Origin of the sequence: Nonomuraea sp. NPDC049758 (assembly GCF_040674635.1) — a bacterium.
GTDB lineage: Bacteria > Actinomycetota > Actinomycetes > Streptosporangiales > Streptosporangiaceae > Nonomuraea.
On sequence record NZ_JBFAMZ010000023.1, the window covers coordinates 15,707 to 35,469 of the forward strand.

The 19,763-nt window shown below is 71.9% G+C and carries 10 protein-coding genes; all 10 read right to left on the bottom strand.

Features of this window, described 5'->3' with window-relative positions; all coding sequences use genetic code 11:
* Positions 1 to 34: 34 nt before the first annotated feature.
* The 10 genes from AB0J46_RS41965 to AB0J46_RS42010 all read right to left on the bottom strand — a co-directional run bounded on the left by AB0J46_RS41965 (position 35) and on the right by AB0J46_RS42010 (position 19,760).
* Positions 35 to 3,859: an amino acid adenylation domain-containing protein gene (locus AB0J46_RS41965; RefSeq protein WP_364340543.1), complete on the bottom strand. Its 3,825-nt coding sequence runs from the start codon at positions 3,857 to 3,859 to the stop codon at positions 35 to 37.
* Positions 3,856 to 9,948 carry an amino acid adenylation domain-containing protein gene (locus tag AB0J46_RS41970; RefSeq protein ID WP_364340546.1) on the bottom strand — a complete coding sequence of 2,031 codons (6,093 nt, stop codon included), beginning with the start codon at positions 9,946 to 9,948 and terminating at the stop codon, positions 3,856 to 3,858. The genes AB0J46_RS41965 and AB0J46_RS41970 overlap by 4 nt, the downstream gene beginning before the upstream one ends.
* Positions 9,941 to 12,178: an AMP-binding protein gene (locus tag AB0J46_RS41975; protein WP_364340548.1), complete on the bottom strand. Its 2,238-nt coding sequence runs from the start codon at positions 12,176 to 12,178 to the stop codon at positions 9,941 to 9,943. The genes AB0J46_RS41970 and AB0J46_RS41975 overlap by 8 nt, the downstream gene beginning before the upstream one ends.
* 14 nt (positions 12,179 to 12,192) lie before the next feature.
* The gene (locus AB0J46_RS41980; RefSeq protein WP_364340551.1) at positions 12,193 to 13,476 is read right to left on the bottom strand and encodes a SidA/IucD/PvdA family monooxygenase; all 1,284 of its coding nucleotides are present in this window, start codon (positions 13,474 to 13,476) and stop codon (positions 12,193 to 12,195) included.
* Between the two features lies 1 nt (position 13,477).
* Positions 13,478 to 14,596, bottom strand: a complete 1,119-nt coding sequence (locus tag AB0J46_RS41985; RefSeq protein ID WP_364340553.1) for a class I SAM-dependent methyltransferase — start codon at positions 14,594 to 14,596, stop codon at positions 13,478 to 13,480.
* Complete coding sequence (locus tag AB0J46_RS41990) at positions 14,596 to 15,384, bottom strand: acyl-CoA dehydrogenase family protein (RefSeq protein WP_364340555.1); 789 nt, start codon at positions 15,382 to 15,384, stop codon at positions 14,596 to 14,598. The genes AB0J46_RS41985 and AB0J46_RS41990 overlap by 1 nt, the downstream gene beginning before the upstream one ends.
* 29 nt (positions 15,385 to 15,413) lie before the next feature.
* Positions 15,414 to 16,517 (bottom strand): acyl-CoA dehydrogenase family protein, encoded by a 1,104-nt coding sequence (locus AB0J46_RS41995; protein ID WP_364340557.1) that lies wholly within the window; start codon positions 16,515 to 16,517, stop codon positions 15,414 to 15,416.
* 3 nt (positions 16,518 to 16,520) lie between these two features.
* The gene (locus AB0J46_RS42000) at positions 16,521 to 17,978 is read right to left on the bottom strand and encodes an aminotransferase class I/II-fold pyridoxal phosphate-dependent enzyme (RefSeq protein ID WP_364340559.1); all 1,458 of its coding nucleotides are present in this window, start codon (positions 17,976 to 17,978) and stop codon (positions 16,521 to 16,523) included.
* A gap of 85 nt (positions 17,979 to 18,063) precedes the next feature.
* Complete coding sequence (locus AB0J46_RS42005) at positions 18,064 to 19,578, bottom strand: amino acid adenylation domain-containing protein (protein WP_364340560.1); 1,515 nt, start codon at positions 19,576 to 19,578, stop codon at positions 18,064 to 18,066.
* On the bottom strand, positions 19,575 to 19,760 hold the full coding sequence (locus AB0J46_RS42010) for an MbtH family NRPS accessory protein (protein WP_364340562.1): 186 nt from the start codon (positions 19,758 to 19,760) through the stop codon (positions 19,575 to 19,577). Before AB0J46_RS42010 ends, AB0J46_RS42005 begins: the two co-directional genes overlap by 4 nt.
* Between the last annotated feature and the right edge of the window lie 3 nt (positions 19,761 to 19,763).

Consider the following 19,763-nt stretch of genomic DNA (forward strand, 5'->3'; position numbering starts at 1 on the left):
CTCCTGCGTTGGTCTCAGTTCGGAAGCGTGAGGGTCACAGCAGTGCGTTGAGCGCGGAGCCGACGTCGCTGAGCAACTCCGGCCGGGCGCCCTCCGCGGCTGGCCCGCCGACGCGGCGCACTTGTACGGTGCCGCCCGCGCGCGGACCCCAGCGCGCAGCCGATCGTCCGTCGTCGTCCTGCGCGGTAAAGAGCACGATGTCGCCGTCAAACCGGCTGGCGTGGTGATCGAGCAGGATGCGGTGGTTGTTCCGGCGCACCCGCGCGACCGCCTCCGCGACCTCTCGCCCGAACCCGCCGAATCCGCCGGCCGCGCCGATCTCGACAAGTTCGCCGCCCTCGCCGGTCCCACCGAAGCCGTCGATCTCGTCGCTCACGCCGGCGCGGGCGTTCGTCACGGCCAGCAGCGACACCTCGCAACTGCGGCGCCGCAGTTCGACGGCGGTCGCGTGCGCGATCAGGGCACCCGAGGCGCCGCCCAGCAGCCGGTACGGGCCATCCGGCTGCACACCCCTGATCTGGTCCGCGCAGTCCCCGGCCAGCTCCGCCATGTCCTGGGCGACCGGCTCCCGTCCGCGCAGCCCGCGGGCCTGCACGCCGTACAGGGGAACCGAGCGGTCCAGGGTGCCGGCCAGCGCCGCGTAGCACCAAGCCGTGCCCGCCTCGGGATGGACGGCGAACAGCGGGTCCCCGGTGCCCTGCGCGCGCAGGGCGAGGAGCGGCCCGAGCGCGAGATCGGCCGAGGCGACGGCGGCGAGCACCGGCGCCAGGCGGGCGACGGTGGGGGCGTCGAACAGGGCGCGCACGCCGAGGTCGCCGCCGACCACCGCCCGGATCCGCCCGACGAGCCGGGTCGCCAGCAGCGAGTGGCCGCCGAGCTCGATGAAGTCGTCGTCGACGCCCACCAGGGGCAGCCCCAGCGACTCGGCGAACAGCCCGCACAGAAGCCGCTCCCAAGGATCTCGCGGGGGCCGCGTCACCGTCACCGCGACGGAGGACGTGGGTAGCGCCCGGCGGTCCACCTTGCCATTCACGGTGAGCGGCAGCGACCGCAGCACGGAGATCCCGGCGGGCACCATGTAGCCGGGCAGCCGTCGCGCGGCGAACTCCCGGATCTCCAGCATGTCGAGTTCGGCCCCGTTCATGGGCACGACGTGCGCGATCAGCCGGCGGCCGCCGCCCGGGTCTGCTCCGGCGACCACCACGGCCTGCCGCACGCCGGGGCACTGGGCGAGCGTCTCCTCCACCTCGGCGGGCTCCACCCGGAAGCCCCGGACCTTCACCTGTTCGTCGGCCCGGCCGACGAACTCCAGTTCGCCGTCCGGCTGCCACCGCACCAGGTCGCCGGTCCGGTACATGCGGCCGCCCGGGGGGCCGAACGGGTCGGGCAGGAAACGTTGCGCGGTCAGCCCCGGACGCCGCAGGTAACCGCGTGCCACCCCGGCGCCCGCGACGTACAACTCGCCCACGACCCCGGTGGTCACCGGCTCCAGCCGGTCGTCCAGGACGTAGAGCCGCACGTTGTCGAGCACCGCGCCGAGCGGCGCGCTGCCCGGCCAGGCGCCGGGATCGCCGGGGAGTGCGCCGACGGTGACGGCGTGCGTCTCGGCCGGGCCATACACGTTATAGGCCCTGCGGTCCGCGCGGGCCAGGAAGAACGCCCTGATCCGCCGCCCGAGCATGAACGCTTCCCCGCCCTGGAGCACCGCGGCGACGCTGTCCAGCCCGAGCCCCTGCGACGCGGCGGACTCCAGCAGGGCGTCGATGAACGAGGTCGCCCCGTAGATCTCGGTCACCCCGTGGTGTTCGATCCACCGGGCGAGGGCGTCGAGGTCGGCCCGCATGTGGTCTTCCGGGATGAGCAACGTTCCGCCCATCACCAGGGGAGCGAGGATCTCCTGCACGGAGAAGTCGAACCCGATGGCGGTCAGTTGCGCGGTGCGGCTGCCCGCTCCGCCGGGCATGGCCCGCCGGTGCCAGGTGAGCAGGTTCACCAGGCCGCGGACGGGCATGACGACACCCTTCGGTGCCCCCGTGGAACCGGAGGTGTAGATCGCGTAGGCGGCCGTGTCCGGTGTCAGCGGTCGGCGGCGCTCCTCCGCGCGCGGGTCGTGGGCGGGGCGGGCACCGATGCGGCGCGCCGTCTCGTCGTCGTCCAGGCACAGGATCGGCACGTCCGGAGGCAGGCGGTCGCGCATGCGCCGCACGCTCAGCACGGCCGACGGGCGGGCGTCCCCGATGATGGTGGCCAGCCGGTCCCGCGGGTACTCGAGGTCGAGCGGCACGTACGCGGCGCCCGCCTTCAGCACCGCGAGCAGCGCGGCGGGCAGCGCGACGCTTCTCGGCAGGGCCACGGCGACCAGGTCCTCCGGGCCGACGCCGCAGTCGATGAGGTGGTGGGCGAGCCGGTTGGCGTGGGCGTTCAGCTCGCCGTACGACAGGGTGACCCGGTCGTCGCAGACCGCCGGGGCGTCGGGATCCGCGCGGACCTGGCGTTCGAACATATCCGCGGTCGTGCCCGGCGGCCCGTCGGTGCGCAGGCCCTCCCCCCTGTCCAGGAGCTGGACGCCGTCCTCGGCGCGGCGGCCGTCCAAGGGCGCGTCCGGACGGGCCAGCCCCTCGGCGAGCACCGCCGAGAACGCCTCGGCGAGCCGCTCGGCCTCTTCCCTTGAGTACAGGTCGGCGGCGTACTCCAGGGTGCCCGTCCGGCCGCCGGGCGCCGGGCTCACCACGAAGGTGAGGTCGAGGTCGGACGTCCGCTGAGCGGGCCGCGCGACCTGTTCCACCTCGACGCCGTCGAGGTGGAACAGGTCGCCGGCCCGGTCCTGGGTGATCAGCATCACCTGGCACAGCGGGGCGTGGGAGCCGTCGCGGGCGGGCCCGATCGCGGACACCACCCTGTCGAACGGCAGGCGGTCGTGCTCTAGCGCCGACAGGGTGACGTCCCTGGCATCCTCAACGAGGGACGCGAAGGTCGCCGCCTCCGGGACCCGCAGTCTCAGGAGCACGGTGTTGAGCATCGGGCCGACCACGTCCTCCTCACGCCAGTTGAGCCGCCGTCCCGCGGGCGTGCCGATCAGCACGTCGCCGGCGCCAGTGGACCGCCGCCACAGCCCGGCCACCGCCGCCGTGAGGATCATGAACCTGGTGGCCCGCATCCGGGTGGCCGCGGCGTCCAGTGCCTCGGCCAGTTCGGCAGTGATCGGCAAAGGCACCTCGCCGACGGCGTAGGCCCGCTGGAGCGGGCGCGGGGGTGCTCCTGGCAGCGGCATCACATGCGGTGCGCCGGAGAGGCGGTCGGTCCAATGGGCGAGTTCCGCGTCGGCGGCGGGACTCGCCTGCCAGGCCGACTCCTCCGCCATCACCTCGCGGTACTGCCGAGGCCCGGGGACGTCCCGCCCGCCGGAGTACAGGTCGCCTAGCTCCCGCAGCACGACGCCCAGCGACCAGGCGTCGATCGCGATGTGGTGCACAGCCAGCAGGAACAACCAGCGGCGGTCGGCCAGCCGCACCAGCCTGGCCGACATCGGCCGCCCGCTGCGCAGGTCGAAATGCCGCCGCTCGTTGTGCCGGAGCAGCGCCTCCACCAGTTCCTCGCCCGGCCGTGCCGCGCGCACGTCGGCGTGGTCGAGGTCGCAGCCGTCGTCGAGGACCCGCTGCCACAACGTGCCGTCACGGTGCTCGAACACGGTCCGCAACGGCTCGTGCCTGAGCGATATCCCGGCGATCGCCGCGCGCAGCCGCTCGACGTCCACCTCGCCGCGCAGGGTGAAGGCCAGCGAGACCGTCCACGAGCCGGGGTGGCCAGCCATGTCGTGCAGCAGCCAGAACCGTTTCTGGGCTGGAGTCGCGGGGGTCATCGCCCACCTTCCAACGGTTCCGTGGACAGCTTGGACACCGGGCACAGCGGATCGCGTACGGCTGTCTCCGCCAGCTCCACGAACCAGCCGGCGAGGAGCCGCGCCTGCGCGGCGGTCAGCGCCGACTCCGCGCAGGAGATCCAGCCCCGCAGGCCGTCGCCGTCCAGGAACAGGTCGAGGCTGAGGTCGAACCGGGTGGCCTCGGTGCTGGAGTCGAGCGCGGTCACCTCCAACCCCTGAAGGGCGAAGGCGCCGTCGACGGGCTCCTCGAAGAGCTGGAAGGCAACCTGCACCAGCGGCGACCGGTCCGCCACCCGCCTCGGGTTCACCGCCGTGACCAGGTGCTCGAACGGCAGGTCCTGGTTCGCGAAGCCGCCCAGGACGACGTCACGCACCCTGCTCAGCAGGTCTTCGAAGGGCGGATCGTCGCGCAGGTCCGCGCGCAGCGCCAGCAGGTTCACGAAGAACCCGACCAGCCCTTCGAGCTCCGGTCTCGTCCGGCCGGCCACCGGCACGCCGACCAGGAAGTCCCGCTTCCCGCTGAGGCGGGCGATCAGGCACTCGAACAGGGCCAGCAGGGTCATGAACAGGGTGCCGCCCACGTCCCGGGCCAACTCGCGCAGGCCGGCGGTCACCTCGGCCGACAGCGTGAACTCCACAGTGACGGATCCGTCGCCAGTCGCCGGGCCGCCAGCCAGCGGGAAGTCCAGCATGGTGGGCGCGCCGGAGACGTGGTCGAGCCAGTAGCGCTGCTGGCGGTCCCGCGTGGCGTCGCCGAGCTGTTCGAGCTGCCAGACAGCGAAGTCGCCGTACTGCACCGGAAGCGGTTCCGGCGGCGCCGCGACCCCGGTGACGCGAGCCCGGTAGGCGAGGGAGAGTTCGCCGAGCAGGACCTCGACCGACCAGCCGTCGGCGACGATGTGATGCATCAGCAGGCACAACACGTGATCGTGCTCGCTCAGCCTGACGACCTCGACGCGGAAGAGCGGTCCCGTCGCCAGGTCGTAGAGCCGGGACATGGCCCGTACGCTGATCTCGGCCAGTGTCTCGGCCCGGCCGGAGCCGTCGCGCACCTCGACGGTCGCCCGCCGATCCGCGTCAACGACCTGCACGGGCTTGCCGTCCATCACCGTGAAGCGGCTCCTGAGGATCTCGTGCCGATCGACGAGCTCCTCGACGGCCCCGGTCAGCGCGGCCAGGTCGAGCGGGCCACGCAACCGGAACACCTCACCCATGTTGTAGGCGGTGGACTCCGGGTCGAGCTGGTGGATCAGCCACAACTGCTGCTGCGCGGACGACATGGGGTAGCGGCCGCCGGTCTGGGCGCGCCGGATCGGCCGCGGCGTCAGGCTCGCCGCCTCGCTCACGGTGGCGGCGAACCGCTCCAGCGTCGGGTTCTCGAACAGGGACCGGATCGACACCGCCACGCCGAACAGCTCGCGCACTCGGGCCACGATCTTCCCGGCGCTGAGGGAATGCCCGCCGAGCTGGAAGAAGTCGTCGGTGCGACCGACCCTCTCGAGGCCGAGCACCCCCGCCATGACGGTGGCAATCGCGTGCTCGGCGCTCGTGCGCGGCGCCGCGAAGCCGTCTGTCGCGGACGCGCCCGCCGGGTCAGCGGCGTGCAGCGCGCGGAGGTCGATCTTCCCGCTGACCAGCCTGGGGATGGAGGTCGTGATGACGATTCTGGGCAGCATGTACTCGGGCAGCCGGTCCGCGGCCATGGAACGCAGCGCGCCGGGGGTGAGCCGGTCGCCCGCCCTCGGCAGGACATAGGCAACCAGCTCGTCGTCGCCGGTCGCGGACCTGCGGGCCGCCACCACGGCTTCGGCAACCTCGGGACACGCGGTGAGAACCGACTCGATCTCGGCCGGCTCCACCCGCTGGCCGCGGATCTTCACCTGCTCATCCACGCGCCCGAGGAACTCCACCGCTCCGCCCGGGGTGAGGCGTCCCAGGTCGCCGGTGCGGTACATGCGCATGCCCGGCTCGGTGCCGAACGGGTCGGGCACGAACCGCTCGGCTGTCAGCGCAGGCAGGTTCAGGTAGCCGCGCGCCAGGTGTGCGCCAGCGAGGAAGATCTCGCCGGCGAAGCCGGGCGGGAGAAGGTTGCCGGCGTCGTCGAGAATGCGCACGCCCGTGTTGTCCAGCGGCAGGCCGATCAGGGGCCGGGCGCTGTCGTGGACCCGCCAGGTCAGAGCGTCGATGGTGCACTCGGTGGGGCCGTAGAAGTTCCACGCCCGCACGTCCGGTTCGGCGGCGAGGCGTCGCCAGAGCGGTGGCGGCACCGCCTCGCCGCCCATGATCAGCGTGCCCGGACGATGGTCGCCGCGGAGCAGGCCGAGGTCGAGCAGGTGGCCGAGCTGCGCCTGGGGGACGTCGAGGACGTCGATCCTGCGCTCGCGGACGAACCGTAGCAGCTTGTCCGTGTCGCGCCGGGTCTCCTCGTCCGCAACGTGCAGTTCGTGCCCTCCGACCAGCCACAACAACTGGTCCCACGCGGCGTCGAAAGCGATGGACGCGGTCAGTGCCACCCTGCGGACGCCCGAGTCCCCGAAGTGGGCGCGCCGGTGCGCGCTGAGCAAGTTGGTCAGCGCGCCGTGCTCCAGCAGCACGCCCTTGGGGCCGCCGGTGGAGCCCGAGGTGAACATGACGACGGCCACGTCGGACGGTCCGACCGGGCGCCGCGGCCGGTCACTCGTGGCGCGGACGGCCTGCTCGATCGGTATGTGCCGGAGGCCGAGCGCCGTCAGCGCCCGCGCGCCAGCCTCGTCGCAGAGCAGCACGCCCGCGCCGGTGCTCGCCACCATCGCGCGGATCCGCTCGACGGGATGGGACAGGTCCAGCGGCACCACGGCGGCGCCGGACTTCAGCACCCCGAGCAGCGCCGCGACCATGTTCTTGGAACGGGCGCCGGCGACCGCGACGAAGTCCCCGGCCCCGGCCAGGGCGTGGGAGACAGCGTCCACCGCGCGCCCCAGCTCGGCGAAGGTCCAGCTCCCCTCGCTGTCCGTCACGGCGACGGCGCTGGGGGAGGCGGCCACCGTGCGCTCGAACTCCTCAGCCAGCGACGCCCCGCCGCCGCCCGTCTTGGGGCCGACTCCGAGGCCGAGCACGGTCCCGGCCGCCGGTCCTGATAGCAGCGGCAGCTCGCCGACCGGCCGATCCGGGTCCCGCAACACCTCGTGGACGATGTTGCGGAACGTCGCGACCATCTGCTCGGCCTCCTCGGCCGACAGGATCGAGCGGTTGTAGGTCAGTAGGCCCTGCAGTCCGTCGCCGTGGCGGTAGAGGTCCATGGCTAGCGGGAGATCGGCGTGCAGTCCTTCACGAATGTCGCTGATCGGCGTCCCCCGTGCCAGGCCAAGTTCGAGATCGCTGGCCACATCGGTCTCGAACACCTGGAACGCCACCTGCACCACCGGCGGCAGGCCGATGGTCCGCTCCGGGTTGAGCGCCTCCACCAGGTCCTCGAAGGGGAGCTCCTGGTGGGTGAAGCCGCCCAGCACCGCCTCGCGGACCCGGGCGAGCAGGCCGGAGAACGTCGGGTCGCCGCGCAGGTCGGCCCGGATCGCCATCATGTTCACGAAGAACCCGACGACGCGTTCGAGCTCGGGCACGCCACGCCAGGTGGACGGCACCCCGACCAGCAGGTCACGCTCCCCGGTGACGCGGGAGACAAGCGTCCCGAAGACGGCGAGCAGGGTCATGAACAGGGTGCCGCCCGATTCCCGCGACAGCGCCCGCAGCCCCGCCACGACGTCGGCGGACAGCTCGAACTCGACGGCGCCCTCCACGCCCACGCCGTCGTCCTGCGCCCTCGGCCGCAGCACGTCCAGCACCAGCGGGGCTCCGTCCACGTGGTCGAGCCAGTAGTCGAGCTGCCGTCTGCGGATCTCATCGCGGAACACCTCCCGCTGCCAGGCCGCGAAGTCGCGGTAGCGCAGCGCGGGACCCCCAGGCTCGACGCCCCGGTACAGTAGGGCGAGCTCGCCGAGGAGGACCTCCAGCGACCAACCGTCGGCGACGATGTGGTGCATCGCTAGCACCAGCACATGGTCGGCGTCGTCGAAGCGCAGCACCTCGGCGCGGAACAGGGGCCCGCCCACCAGGTCGAACTCCCGGCCCACGACCTCGCGAGCGAACGACCGCGCGGCCCGCGCCCGGTCGGCCCCGTCGTCGGCTGCCCGGGTCACGCCGACCCGGCCTCGCCAGTGGGCGTCGACCGTCTGGAGGGGCCGTCCGTCCCGTACGGAGAAGCAGGTGCGCAACGCCTCGTGCCTGGCGGCCAGCCGGTCCACCGCCGCGGTCAGCGCGTCGAGGGAGAGCGGCCCGGACAGCCGGAACGCCTCGCCCAGGTGATAGGCAGTGTTGCTGGGATCCAGCTCCTGGATGAACCACATACGTTGCTGCGCGAACGACATGGCGGCCGGACCGTCGTCGGCGAGCCGGGCGATCTCCGCCGACGCCGGCCGGGTCTCGGCAGCCAGCATCGCCGCGAACGCGGCCACGGTCGGGTTCTCGAACAGGCTCCGCACCGACACGGCCGTCCCGAACAGCTCCCGGACGCGGGAGATCAGCTTGACCGCGGGCAGGGAGTGCCCCCCGAGCGCGAAGAAGTCGTCGTTCCTGCCGATCCCATCCAGGCCGAGCACATCGGCCATCGCCTCGGCAACGATCTGCTCCACCCCGGGCCTGGGCGGCGCGAAGCGCCCTTCCCCCGTGTCGCCGGCTGTGTCGGGCCCGGCCGCCATGACCAGGTCCGCCGGCACGCGCAGCCGCGACACCCGCTGCTCCGGGTCCGCCAGGATCTGCCCGACCAGCGCTGTGAAGGCGGCGGCGAAGTCCTCGGCGAAGCGCTCCCCGAATACCGCCCGGTCGACGTACAGCCGCCCGTGGAGCGTGTCGCCGTCCTGGAAGCAGTCCAACGCGAGGGCGAAGGGCAGCTCACGACCCAGCGTGTCCAGCGGCGTCGCCCGCAGGCCGGACAGCTCGAGCCGGGGCGCGAAGGGCTGGTCGAAGAGCTGGAAGATGACCTGGATCAGGGGCGGCACCCCGCTCACCCGGACCGGGTTGAGGTGCTCGACCAGCCGGTCGAAGGGCAGGTCCTGGTGGGCGTACCCGCCGAGGGCCACCAGGCGCGCCCGCGCGAGCAGGTCGCGGAACGTTGGGTCGTCGCGCAGGTCGGCCCGCAGGGCAAGGGTGTTGGCGAACAGGCCGACGACCCCCTCGACCTCCCGGAGCGTACGACCGAGCACGGGTGCGCCGACGAGCAGGTCGGCGGCACCCGTGACTCTGGACAGCAGACTCTCGTAGACCGCGAGCAGGGTCATGAAGACGGTGGCTCCGCACGAGCGCGACAGCTCCCGTACGGCGGCAGTCACCGTCGCGTCGAGCCGGAACTCCGCCACGCCCGCGCTCGGCTCCCGCCCCGAACGCGTCCCGCGCAGCGCGGGCAGCATGTGTGGCGCCTCGGCGACCTGGTCGAGCCAGTAGGCCAGTTGCCGCCCGAGCTCCTCGCCGTGCTGGACCTCGCGCTGCCACACCGCGTAGTCCGTGTAGTTAACGGGCAGCGCGGGCAGCGTGGCCGCACGCCCGGTCAGGGCCGCCTCGTAGCACCCGGCCAGTTCCCGCAGCAGGATCGAGATGGACGCGCCGTCGCCGATGATGTGGTGCATCGCGAGCACCAGCACATGGTCCGCCGCGTCGAAGCTCATGACCTCGACCCGGAACAGCGGCCCGCCCACCAAGTCGAACCGGCGGGCGAGCACCCCCTGGGCGAAGGCCGCGGCGGCCCCGTCACGGCCGGCGGGACCGACCGGCTCGGTTGGGGCGGTGGTCACGACCCGTCCCGTCCACCGCTCGTCCACGACCTGCCGGGGGAGGCCGTCCACGGTGGCGAAGCGGGTGCGCAGGGCGGCGTGCCGGACGACGAGGGCGTCGATCGCTCGTACCAAGGCGGGGATGTCGAGCGGGCCCGCGAGCCGGAACGCCTCGCCGTCGTTGTAGGCGCCCGTTCCGCCGTCGAACTCCTCGATGAACCACAGGCCCTGCTGGCCGAAGGTGACGGGGGAGGTGAGCTCAGCCAAGGTGACCCCCGTGGCCCGGGCGCTGCTTGAGACGCTGGGTGATCTTCCTGGTCACCGCGGCGCGGTCGATCTTCCCGCTCGCGCCCACCGGCAGGGCGGGCAGCACGTGCAGCGAGAGCGGGACCGACACCGCGGGCAACACCTCACGCAGTGTGGCCGTCAGGGCGCCGCGGTCGGGCGGCGGCATACCGGCCACTCCCGTGAGAGCAGCATGCAGCCGGCGGGTGCCGTCTTCGCCCTCGACCACCACGCACATGGCCTCGGCCACCCCGGGTTGCTCCAGCAGCGCCGCGTCGACCTCCATCAGGTTCACCCGGACGCCGCGGATCTTGACGTCGTTGTCGACCCGGTTCAGAAACTGGATGACGCCGCCGTCGAGCCGGACGAGGTCCCCTGTCCGGAAGGCCCTGATATGCCCCTGCGGCGTGCGGTCGATGTCGACGTACCGCCGGGCGTTGAGGTCGGGCTGGTTCAGGTACCCGAGCGAGACCGGCAGGCCGGCGACGAGCAGCTCGCCCACTTCCGGCTCGGCGGGGTCGACGGGGTCCACGAGGACTTCACACCCCGGCAGCGGCACGCCGATCGGCGGCTGCGCGGGCCAGTCCGAGCTCGGGCCCGAGAGGGTGTGCGCGGTGACCATGGCCGACTCGCTCTGCCCGTAGTGGTTGTTCAGTCGGCACGACGCGAACCGGGCGAAGAACTCGCGGATCGGCGGCGAGCACACGATCTGCTCACCGGCGGTATTGATCTCCACCAGCGCGAGACCGGCCTGCGGGCTGCCTGCGGTCGCCGCCACCGCCAGCATGTGCAGCGCGAGATACGGCAGGAACAGCCGCTCGACGTGCTGGGCCACCAGCCAGTCAAGCAGCTCGAAGGAGTCCGAGCGCATCCGCTCGGGTACGACGCACAACGTCCCGCCGCCCGCCAGCGTGCCGAGGATCTCCTGGAAGCACACGTCGAAGTTCAAGGGCGCGAACTGGGCGGTCCTCAGGTCTGGGCGCACCGAGTGCGACCGCTGCCACTCCACCATGTTGTCTAGACATCTGTGCTGGATCGCCACGCCCTTCGGCCAGCCCGTCGAACCGGAGGTGTAGATGACGTAGACGGGCAGGTCCGCCTGACATGGGACGGGGCTCCAGCGCCCCAGCCCGTCCGCCATGGGCGCAGGTCCCGGCTCAGCGACGGGCACCACGGCCGCCGTCGTGTCGAGTTCCGGCACCGGCCCGGCGTGCAGCAGGACCTTGGGCGCACTGTCCTTCAGCATGTGCTCCAAGCGGCGCCGCGGATACTCGTTGTCCAGCGGGATGTAGGTGGCCCCCAGGCTCACGACGGCGAGCATGGCGGCGACCACCTTGCTGCTGCGGTCGCCTGCGACCGCGACCCGGTCGCCTTCGCCGACGTCGTGGGAGGCCAGCAGCGCCGCGATGTCCCCGGCCCAGGCCAGCAGCGCGGCGTAGGTGAGTTCGCGGCGCTCGTCCACGACGGCGATCGCGCCGGGCCGCCGGACGGCGCTCTCGGTGACGGACTCCAGCAGGCAGGGAGGACCGGCCGGGCCACCCCACAACGACAGCCACCGGTGACCGGCGGCCCTGGTGCCCGCGCCGAAGGTCCGCATGGCCCTACCCAGGTCCCGACCGGTGCCGGACTCGGCCGCATCGAACCAGGCGATCACCTGGTCCTGGACCTCCGGGCTCTTCTCCTGGCTCAGCTTGAACATGGTATCCACGCGCTCGATCTCGACCGCGAAGGCGCCGACGCCCTTGACGATGGAGCGGAAGTAGTCCAGCGAGAACTCCGGGTCCCAGCCCGCGCCGAACTCGCGCTCATAGGCGTGCGCGGTCTGGCGGACGATCTCCAGGGTGCACTCGATGTCATAGACGGGCCGCAGCGTCCCCTCGACGTGCACGGTCAGGAAGTTCCAGGTGGGCGCGGCCGGGGTGGTCCGGTACGCGGTGGGGCTCACGTAGCCGTGCGGGCCGGTGAACACCAGCTTGGCGGGGACCCCGTCCTCCAGCCATCGCCAGTGGGGGTTGGCCCGGTTCATGTGCCCAAGCAGCGTGGTCCCGGCCAGTTCGCCGTCAGCTGGCGAGCCCGGCGCCATGATGATCGGCACATGCGTCGCCTGCGGGAACCGGGGCCCAGCGGTCATGAGGGTCGCGAGCGGGTAGCCGCGCAGGAGGGCGCGGGTCCGCGTGCCTTCGTCGTCTCGGTAGATCTTCGGTACAAACATGTCACGCCTCCGGGTCAGGTCAGCCGGCCGATGAGGGACCTGGCGATCTCGCCCGCGCGGATCGCCGTGTTGGACAGCAGGCCAGCTCCGATGCCGTGCGTGTGCTCGGCTCCCGCCCCATGCAGGTAGATGCCGCAGCGCACGGTGTCGGAGGTCACCAGCCGGTAGTCGCGCTCCAGCCGCGGCCTGCCATGCGCGTCCCACTTGCAGTCGGCGATGAGCTCGCCCAACAGGGGCGTTACGTCCGCCGGGCGGTAACCGGTGGCGTAGACGACGGCGTCCGCGTCCAGGATCTCGGTCTCGGTCGTGGCGAGGTGTTCCACCGACAGCCGGACGCCGCCCTCGTGCTCGTCGGCGTGCGTGACGCGGGCCGCGTTGAGGATGCGCAGCCGGCTGCGGCCCAGGACCTTCTCCTGGTAGAAGCGCCGGTGCAGGTCACGCGCGAGATCGCCGTCGACGACGGAGTAGTTCGTGTTGCGGTGGTAGGACAACAACGACTCGCGCACCTCCTCCGGCGCGCCGTAGATGGTGTCCACAGCCTCGGGGTCGAAGATGCGGTTGGTGAAGGGCGTGTCGTCGGCGGCGCTGTAGCCGTACCGGGAGAAGACCGCGCACACCTCGGCGCCGGGGAACCGCTGGTGCAGGTGCTCGACGGCCTCGGCGGCGCTCTGGCCCGCGCCGACCACCACGAGTCTGCGCGGCCGGCCCGCCTCGATCGCGGGAGTGTGGTCGAGCAGCCGCTCGCTGTGCAGGATCCGCCGGGACTCGCGCACCCCCTGCGGCAGGTACGGAGTAAGTCCCGTGCCGATGACCACGTTCCGCGCCCGGTGCGCGGACACCCCGCCAGCCGTCCGGGCCGTGACGTCTAGGTACTCCACGAGGCCGTCCACGACCACCGGCCGGATCGCCGTGACCTCGACCCCGTACGCCACCGGCGCCCTGAGCCGCTCGGCGGCCCACATCAGGTAGTCGTGGTACTCCATTCGGAGCGGGTACAACGTCTTGCCGTTGATGAAATCCGGCAGCCGACCCACCGCGTGCAGGTACGCCACGAAGCTGTAGCCGCTGGTCGGGTTGCGCATCGTGACGAGGTCCTTGAGGAAGGAGACCTGCAACGTCGCGCCCTCCAGCAGCATCCCGCGGTGCCAGCCCAGCGTGTCCTGCCGCTCGAAGAAGCGCTGTCGGGCGGCCCGTAGGCCATGTTCCTCCAGGGCGATCGCGAGGGCGAGGTTCGCCGGGCCGAATCCGCATCCGGCGACGTCGAGCACCTCGTCGGCGGGAGATGGGGCGATCGGCACGTCACGCCTCCTTCGGGTTGGCGACGGGAGGGGCCTCGAACAGGGCCTGGTGTAGGAAGGAGGCGCGGAACGGGCCGCCCGCGTACCGCGACTCAGCGCTCAGCGGCCGCACCGCGCGGCCCGCCCGCGACAGCTCGCCGGTGAACCAGTAGTCCGGATGCACACCGTCCAGCGCGGGCTTGGTGAGGCACTCGACCTCGATGACGTCGCCAGCCTCCACCTCGATCGGGTCGCCGCTGGCGAAGGGCACGTAGACGGGCAGCCAGTTCGTCACCGTGTCGAGGCTGTCCAGCAGCGGCTGCCCGTCGGCGCAGCGCATGCCGAGCCACAGCAGCAGGCCGTCGACCCGGCCAGGGGAGAGTACCTCCAGCCGCGCCCGGGGGAAGGTGGTGGCGCCCTCGTCGAAGCGGAGCTCCTCGATCACGGCGTCCGTCGTCCGCAGCGCGTCCCGGCCCAGACCCCCCACGCAGAACCGCAGGTCGAACAAGCATCCGGCGGCGCGCAGCACGTCTTCGACGTAGTCGCAGTACTCCGAGCGCACGGAGAACCGGCCGTCCAGCAGGTCGGTCAGGGAGATCGCCGCTACCCGGGTGCTCACGTAGGAGGGGATGACGCGGCCGCCCGGCTTCAGGTGCCTGGAGCGGGCGTCGGCCATGACGGCCGCCATGCCCTCGGCGCCGCCGATGTTGCCCACCAGCTCGGCGACGCACAGGTCCGCCCGTTCGGGCAGGGTGACCGAGGAGGCCTCGCCCGCCAACACCTGGATGTCGTACGGCTGGGAGTCGGCCGCTTCGGCCGCCCTGCGGGCGCTGTCCGGGTCGCTCTCGACCGCGTAGACGCGGGCCGCTCCCGACTCCGCCGCGAAGCCGCTCCACAGCAAGTCGGGCCCGCAGCCCAGCTCAACGACGGTCTTCCGGGCGGCTTCACGGGCGATCGCGTCCCGGAAGAGTCGGTTGCGCGCCTCGTCCTCCAGCATCGCGTGGTAGAGGTAGTCGTCGTACACGGGATACTCGCCCACCGACGGCCACAGATAGGGTCCGGCGCCGGCACCCGCCCGCAAGACCCTGATCCGTGTTCGTCCGGCGCCGGCGCGGATGACCTTCCACGTCTGACCGTTCATCAAGCGGTCCCTTCCTCTGGATAACGTCGGCGTGCAGCCTCGCGCCATAAGGACGAGGGCGGTCCCCAAGTCGCGGCGGCGGCGTACGCGGTGCCGTAAACGTCGATGACCTGGGGGCACGAGGTGCCGGCCGCTCCGTGCAGCTGGACCGCGAGGTGGGCGTTGGCGACCGCCGCCTCCAGCGCCGACGCAAGCGCCGTGAGGACGAGGTACGCCTCGCCGCGGTCGGCCGCCTCCCACACCTCCAACCGGGCGGTCTCGGCCGTCACCGCGGCCCTGGCCACGTTGTGGGCGACCGACTGTCGCTCCAGCAGCGGCCGCCCACCGAGCAGCCGGTCCGCCCCCCGCGCCCGGGCGAGGCCGAGGGCCCGGCGGGCGACGCCCGCGAGGTAGGCCGCCACCATCAGGCGATCCCGGTCGAAGGCGCGGGCGACCTCGTCCGTGCTCGTGCCGAGCTCGAAACCCGGCGAGGGCACGAGGACGGGCAGGGGCGTCCCCGGCTCGGTCGCGGGCTGCGGCGTCCTGAACACCTCCGACGCCTCCCCCGGCCGCCCGTCGTCTCGGAGCCCGGCGGCAAGCAGCGCGCCGCGGACGTGATGGGGGTCGCACAGCCGCGCGCCGAGTTCCTCGAAGACGAGACAGAATTCCAGCGGGCCGAGCCCGAGCCCGCCCGCGTCCACGGACCGGACGAACTCGTCGAAGCCCGCGGCGGAGAGCCTCTTCCAAACGTCGTGCGGGTCGGCCGCCGTCGCACCGGCGACCGTGTTGCCGATGAAGCGGCTCAGCACGCGCTGAGCATCACTGAGGGTGACGTCCATCATCCCGTCCCGGCGTTCTGGTCCATGGCAATCAGGTCGAGCTGTAGCTCGCGGGCGCCGCCGGAGATCGACAACTCCGGGGCCTCGGCGAGGGCGCGGCGCAGCGCCTCCGCCCGGCGCTCCGCGCCCCGCTCCCGAACGGCGGCGCCGAGCTCCAGGCCCATCCAGCGGGCCAGCCGCTGGGCGGCCTCACCGCACGCGTACTTCGAGTACGCCGAGGCCACCTCGTCCATCTCGAACCTCTGGGCCTGCCCGGCCGCGCGGAAGGCCAGCGCGCGAGCGTTGGCCACGGCACGCTCGTGACGCAGCAACTCGGCGCGCAGGTTCAGCCGGTCCGGGCCCCGGACGTCCGACACCACCTCCTCGGCGGTGCGCAGCCAGCGCCGCGCCCTGCTGAGGTAGTCGAACCCGGCCCGCTCGAAGCCGATGGCCTGGATCAACAGCGGCCACCCTCGGTGCTCCGGGCCGATGAGCGCGTCCTGACCGACGCGTACGCCGTCGAAGGTGACGGTGAAGTAGGGCTCGCCGAGCAGCCGGGGGACCGGTTCTACTGAGACCCCGGGCGCGTCGAAGGGGATGAGCAAGAAGCTGATCCCGTCGTAGCGGTCCTCGCCCCTGCGCGTGCGGACCGAGCAGATGCCGAAGGAGGACCAGTCCGCGTACAGGTTCCAGGTCTTCTGTCCCGTCACCCGGTAGCCGTCGCCGTCCGCCTCGGCCCGGCTCTCGATGGCGGTCAGGTCGCTTCCCGCACCCGCCTCGGTGAGGAGCAGGCTGGCGAAGGCGCGCCCGGCGGCGATTTCCGGCAGCCACCGGCGGCGCTGGCTCTCCTGGCCCGAGACGAGCAGCGAGCAGCCCACGCCCTGCACCGTCACGAGGTGCACCTCGTCGGGCAGCCCGGCGAGGCCGAGACGCTCGGAGACGGACACGTGGTGGGCCAGGGTCAGGCCGCGTCCGCCGTACTCCCGCGGATAGTGTGCGGCGACCAGGCGCCGTGCGCCGAGCAGCCCGAACAGCTCCCGCGAGCCGACGTCGCCCGCGCTGGCCAGCACGCCGTCGACCTCGGAGAGCAGCGCTCGAGTGTCGTCGTCAACCGAGAACCGCACCTGTCATGCCTCCTGGCCGGCGGCCTGCTGGGCGCCGAAGGAGCGACGCAGGAGAGCCAGGGGGTCGGTGATCTCCTCGGCGTCGCCGCCCGTGTGACGCTCACAGGCCTCGGCGACCCGGGCGGCGAAGTCGCCGAGGACCGGACCCTCGAACAAGGTCCTGACCCGCTGAGGCACGCCGGTCTCCTGGGCGACGCGGCCCACGAGGTGCATCGCGCTCATGGAGTCGCCGCCCAAGGCGAAGAAGTCGTCGGCGAGCGTGGCGTCCGGTCTGTCGAGCAGTTCGGCCGCCGCCCTCAGCACCACCGCGCCAACGTCGGCCGGCTGGACGGCCACGCCCTCCTGGAGCCGCTGGTACTGGTCGAACGCGGCGGCCAGCGCTTTGGCCCCCTCCTCGAAGACCGGCTCCGGCCGCATCAGCGCGATCCGGACGTGACCCTCTCCGCGAGAGCCGTCCGACCAGTGGAAGGGCGAGCCGGGCAGCACGGAGATGCCCTGGCCGATCAGCCAGTCACACAGCTCGCCGGCCTGCCAGCCGCCGGGAAGCCGCAACCAGGCCACGCTCATCGGGCCCTCGGCCGGCGTGACCGTCACCGGGCCGCCCTCCATGAGGCGCTCCAGGTGCGCGCGGTTGGCGCGGGCCACGTGCCGGGAGCTCGACTCCTTGTCGGCGTCGACGTACTCGCTGATCAGCGTGAAGATGAAGGGGGAGACGTTGAGCAGCAGGTCGTCGGTGATCTCCTGCAGGCGCGCGTGCGGCCTGGCGTCCGCCACCAACGAACCGATCTTCAGGTCCAGCGTCGGCCAGGTCTTGCCGGTGTCCTCGATGCCGATGTAGCGCACGCCGATGGACTCGAAGAAGGCATACTGGTCCCAGGTCGCCAGGTGCTCGCTGAAGAAGCGGAAGCTGAAGTCGACGATCAGCAGCAGATCGCGGTCGCGGCACTGCTTCGCGATGGTCCTGAGCACGTCCGGTGAGGGGTCGATGCCCGTGGGGTTGTTGGGAGTGATCAGGAAGATTGCATCGTGGCCGGCGTAGAAGGAGGGGTCCGCGGGGTCGGCGAAGATGTCCTCGCCGACCGGCCGGAGCGGGACGCCATGCCGGCGTAAGATCGCCGGGATATTGTCGAACGTCGGGTCGAGCAAACCGACCTGGAGGCCCTGCTCGCGCAGGTAGTTGGCGACGATCTCGATCGATAGTGACGAGGAGTAGTGGTGCAGCGGGGCCACCTTCCGCGCGGCCACGCTGGGCTGCCCGGCCCGGCGGTAGAACGCCTCCTCGAAGCGGCGCTGCACCGCCAGCTGGGGCGTCGATTCCGACAGTTCGTACAGCTCAGGCAGTCGGGTCAGCAGGTGTGACATCTTCGCGGTCTGAGCTTGCCTGGCGTGCCCGTCGGCGAGATTGTGCCTGTTCATCAAGCCGGCCCACTCGTGCCGGGTCAGGCTGTCCGCGACATCCATGGGCTGGCTGGGACCTTCGTACGAGATCAACGGCGTCAAGACCCTTCGCATCATCGGCTTCGCTGGTGGTTTCGTCGGCGGTTTTTCATGGAGGGTTCGGCGCGGCCGCGCGCACCGAGGCCGCGAGGGCCCGGCGGTCGACCTTGCCATGGGGCGTAAGCGGCAGTCCGCGGAGAACATCCCAACGGCCGGGGATCATGTAGTCAGGCAGCGATGCGGCCAGAAAGGACGTCAGCTCGCCGCCAGAGGGCGGTCCGTCGTCGGCGGGGACGACGAACCCGGCGAGCCGGGTGCCCGTCTCGCTGTTGTAGGCGACGACGGCCGCAGCGGCGACCATGGGGTGGGCCAGCAGCCGCGACTCGACCTCGCCCGGCTCGACGCGAAAGCCGCGCACCTTGACCTGGTCGTCGGCCCGGCCGCAGAAGACCAGGTCGCCGCGCTTGTTTAGCCTGCCCAGGTCGCCGGTGCGGTACATGCGCTCGCCGGGGTTCCGCGCGTACGGGTCCGGCAGGAAGCGATCGGCGGTCAGGGCGGGTCTGCCGAGATATCCCCGGGCCACTCCGGCTCCGGCGATGTGAATCTCGCCGATCGTGCCCGGCGGCGCTTCGTCAAGGTTCTCGTCGAGCAGGCGCACGCGTACGCCGTCGATCGGCCGGCCGATGGGCATAGTGTCGCCGTCGTCGTGGGGGGCGCACCGGTGCACCGTGCTCCATACGGTGCCCTCGGTGGGGCCGTACTCGTTGAACAGCGCGGCGCCGGGCGCGACAGCGAAATGCCGCCGGGCCAGCGGCACGGGCAGCGCCTCGCCCGCGAGCACGGTGCAGTGGACGTCACGCAACGCCTCGGGATGAAAGGTGAGAAGCGTTGCGTACTGGGTGGGGACGCCGTCGACGTGCGTGGCGCATTCGTCGATGACGAGCTTGGCCAGAAGCGCCGGATCGAGGATCTCCTCGTCGGTCGGCACGACCAGACGCCCGCCCGTGCTGAGGGTGACGTACACGCCGGCCGCGGCGGCGTCGAAGGTGAACGGCGCGAGCATGACGTAGGAGGCGCACGGCATCGGGAAGACGGTGAACCGGGCCCGCGTCGAGCTGACGATCTGCCGGTGCGGGGTAACGACGCCCTTGGGCATGCCGGTCGAACCAGAGGTGTAGATGACGTAGGCCGTGTGGTCCGGGGTGATGCCGGAGGGCGGCGGCGCCTCGGCGGTCCGCTCGGTCACCGGCACCAGGGTCTCGGACGGGACGCCTTCAAGCGCCTGGGCCGAACCAGCGAAGATGCCGATGCCGGCGTCGGACGTGATCCGCCGGATCCGTTCCGCGGGCAGATTTGCCGCGAAGGGGACGTAGGCGGCTCCTGCCTTCAGGACGCCGAGCATCGCGATCAGGGTGTCGGCCGAACGGTCGGCGGGCAGGCCGACAAGCGTTTCCGGGCCGGCCCCGCGGCGGTGGAGTTCGTGGGCCAGATGGTCGGCGCGCCGCACCAATTCGCGATAGGAGACATTCGATCCGGCGATGGTGAGCGCGATGGCGTCCGGCGTGCGAACGGCCTGTTCCTCGATGAGCTGATGCAGGCACGACTCTGCCGGCGAAGCCTTCATGAGGCGCTTGTCCGGAGGCTTAGGGGGCGCATGTCCACCCACACCTCGGCGATGTGGCCGAGGCAATCCTCCTTCGTGCCGGAGAACCCCTCGCCTCGCCATCCGGCGGGCAAGGGCCAGCCAGATTTCCAAATGGAGTACTGCTCTTCGTGGTTGACGACTACCAGGTATTTTTCGTCCATTGC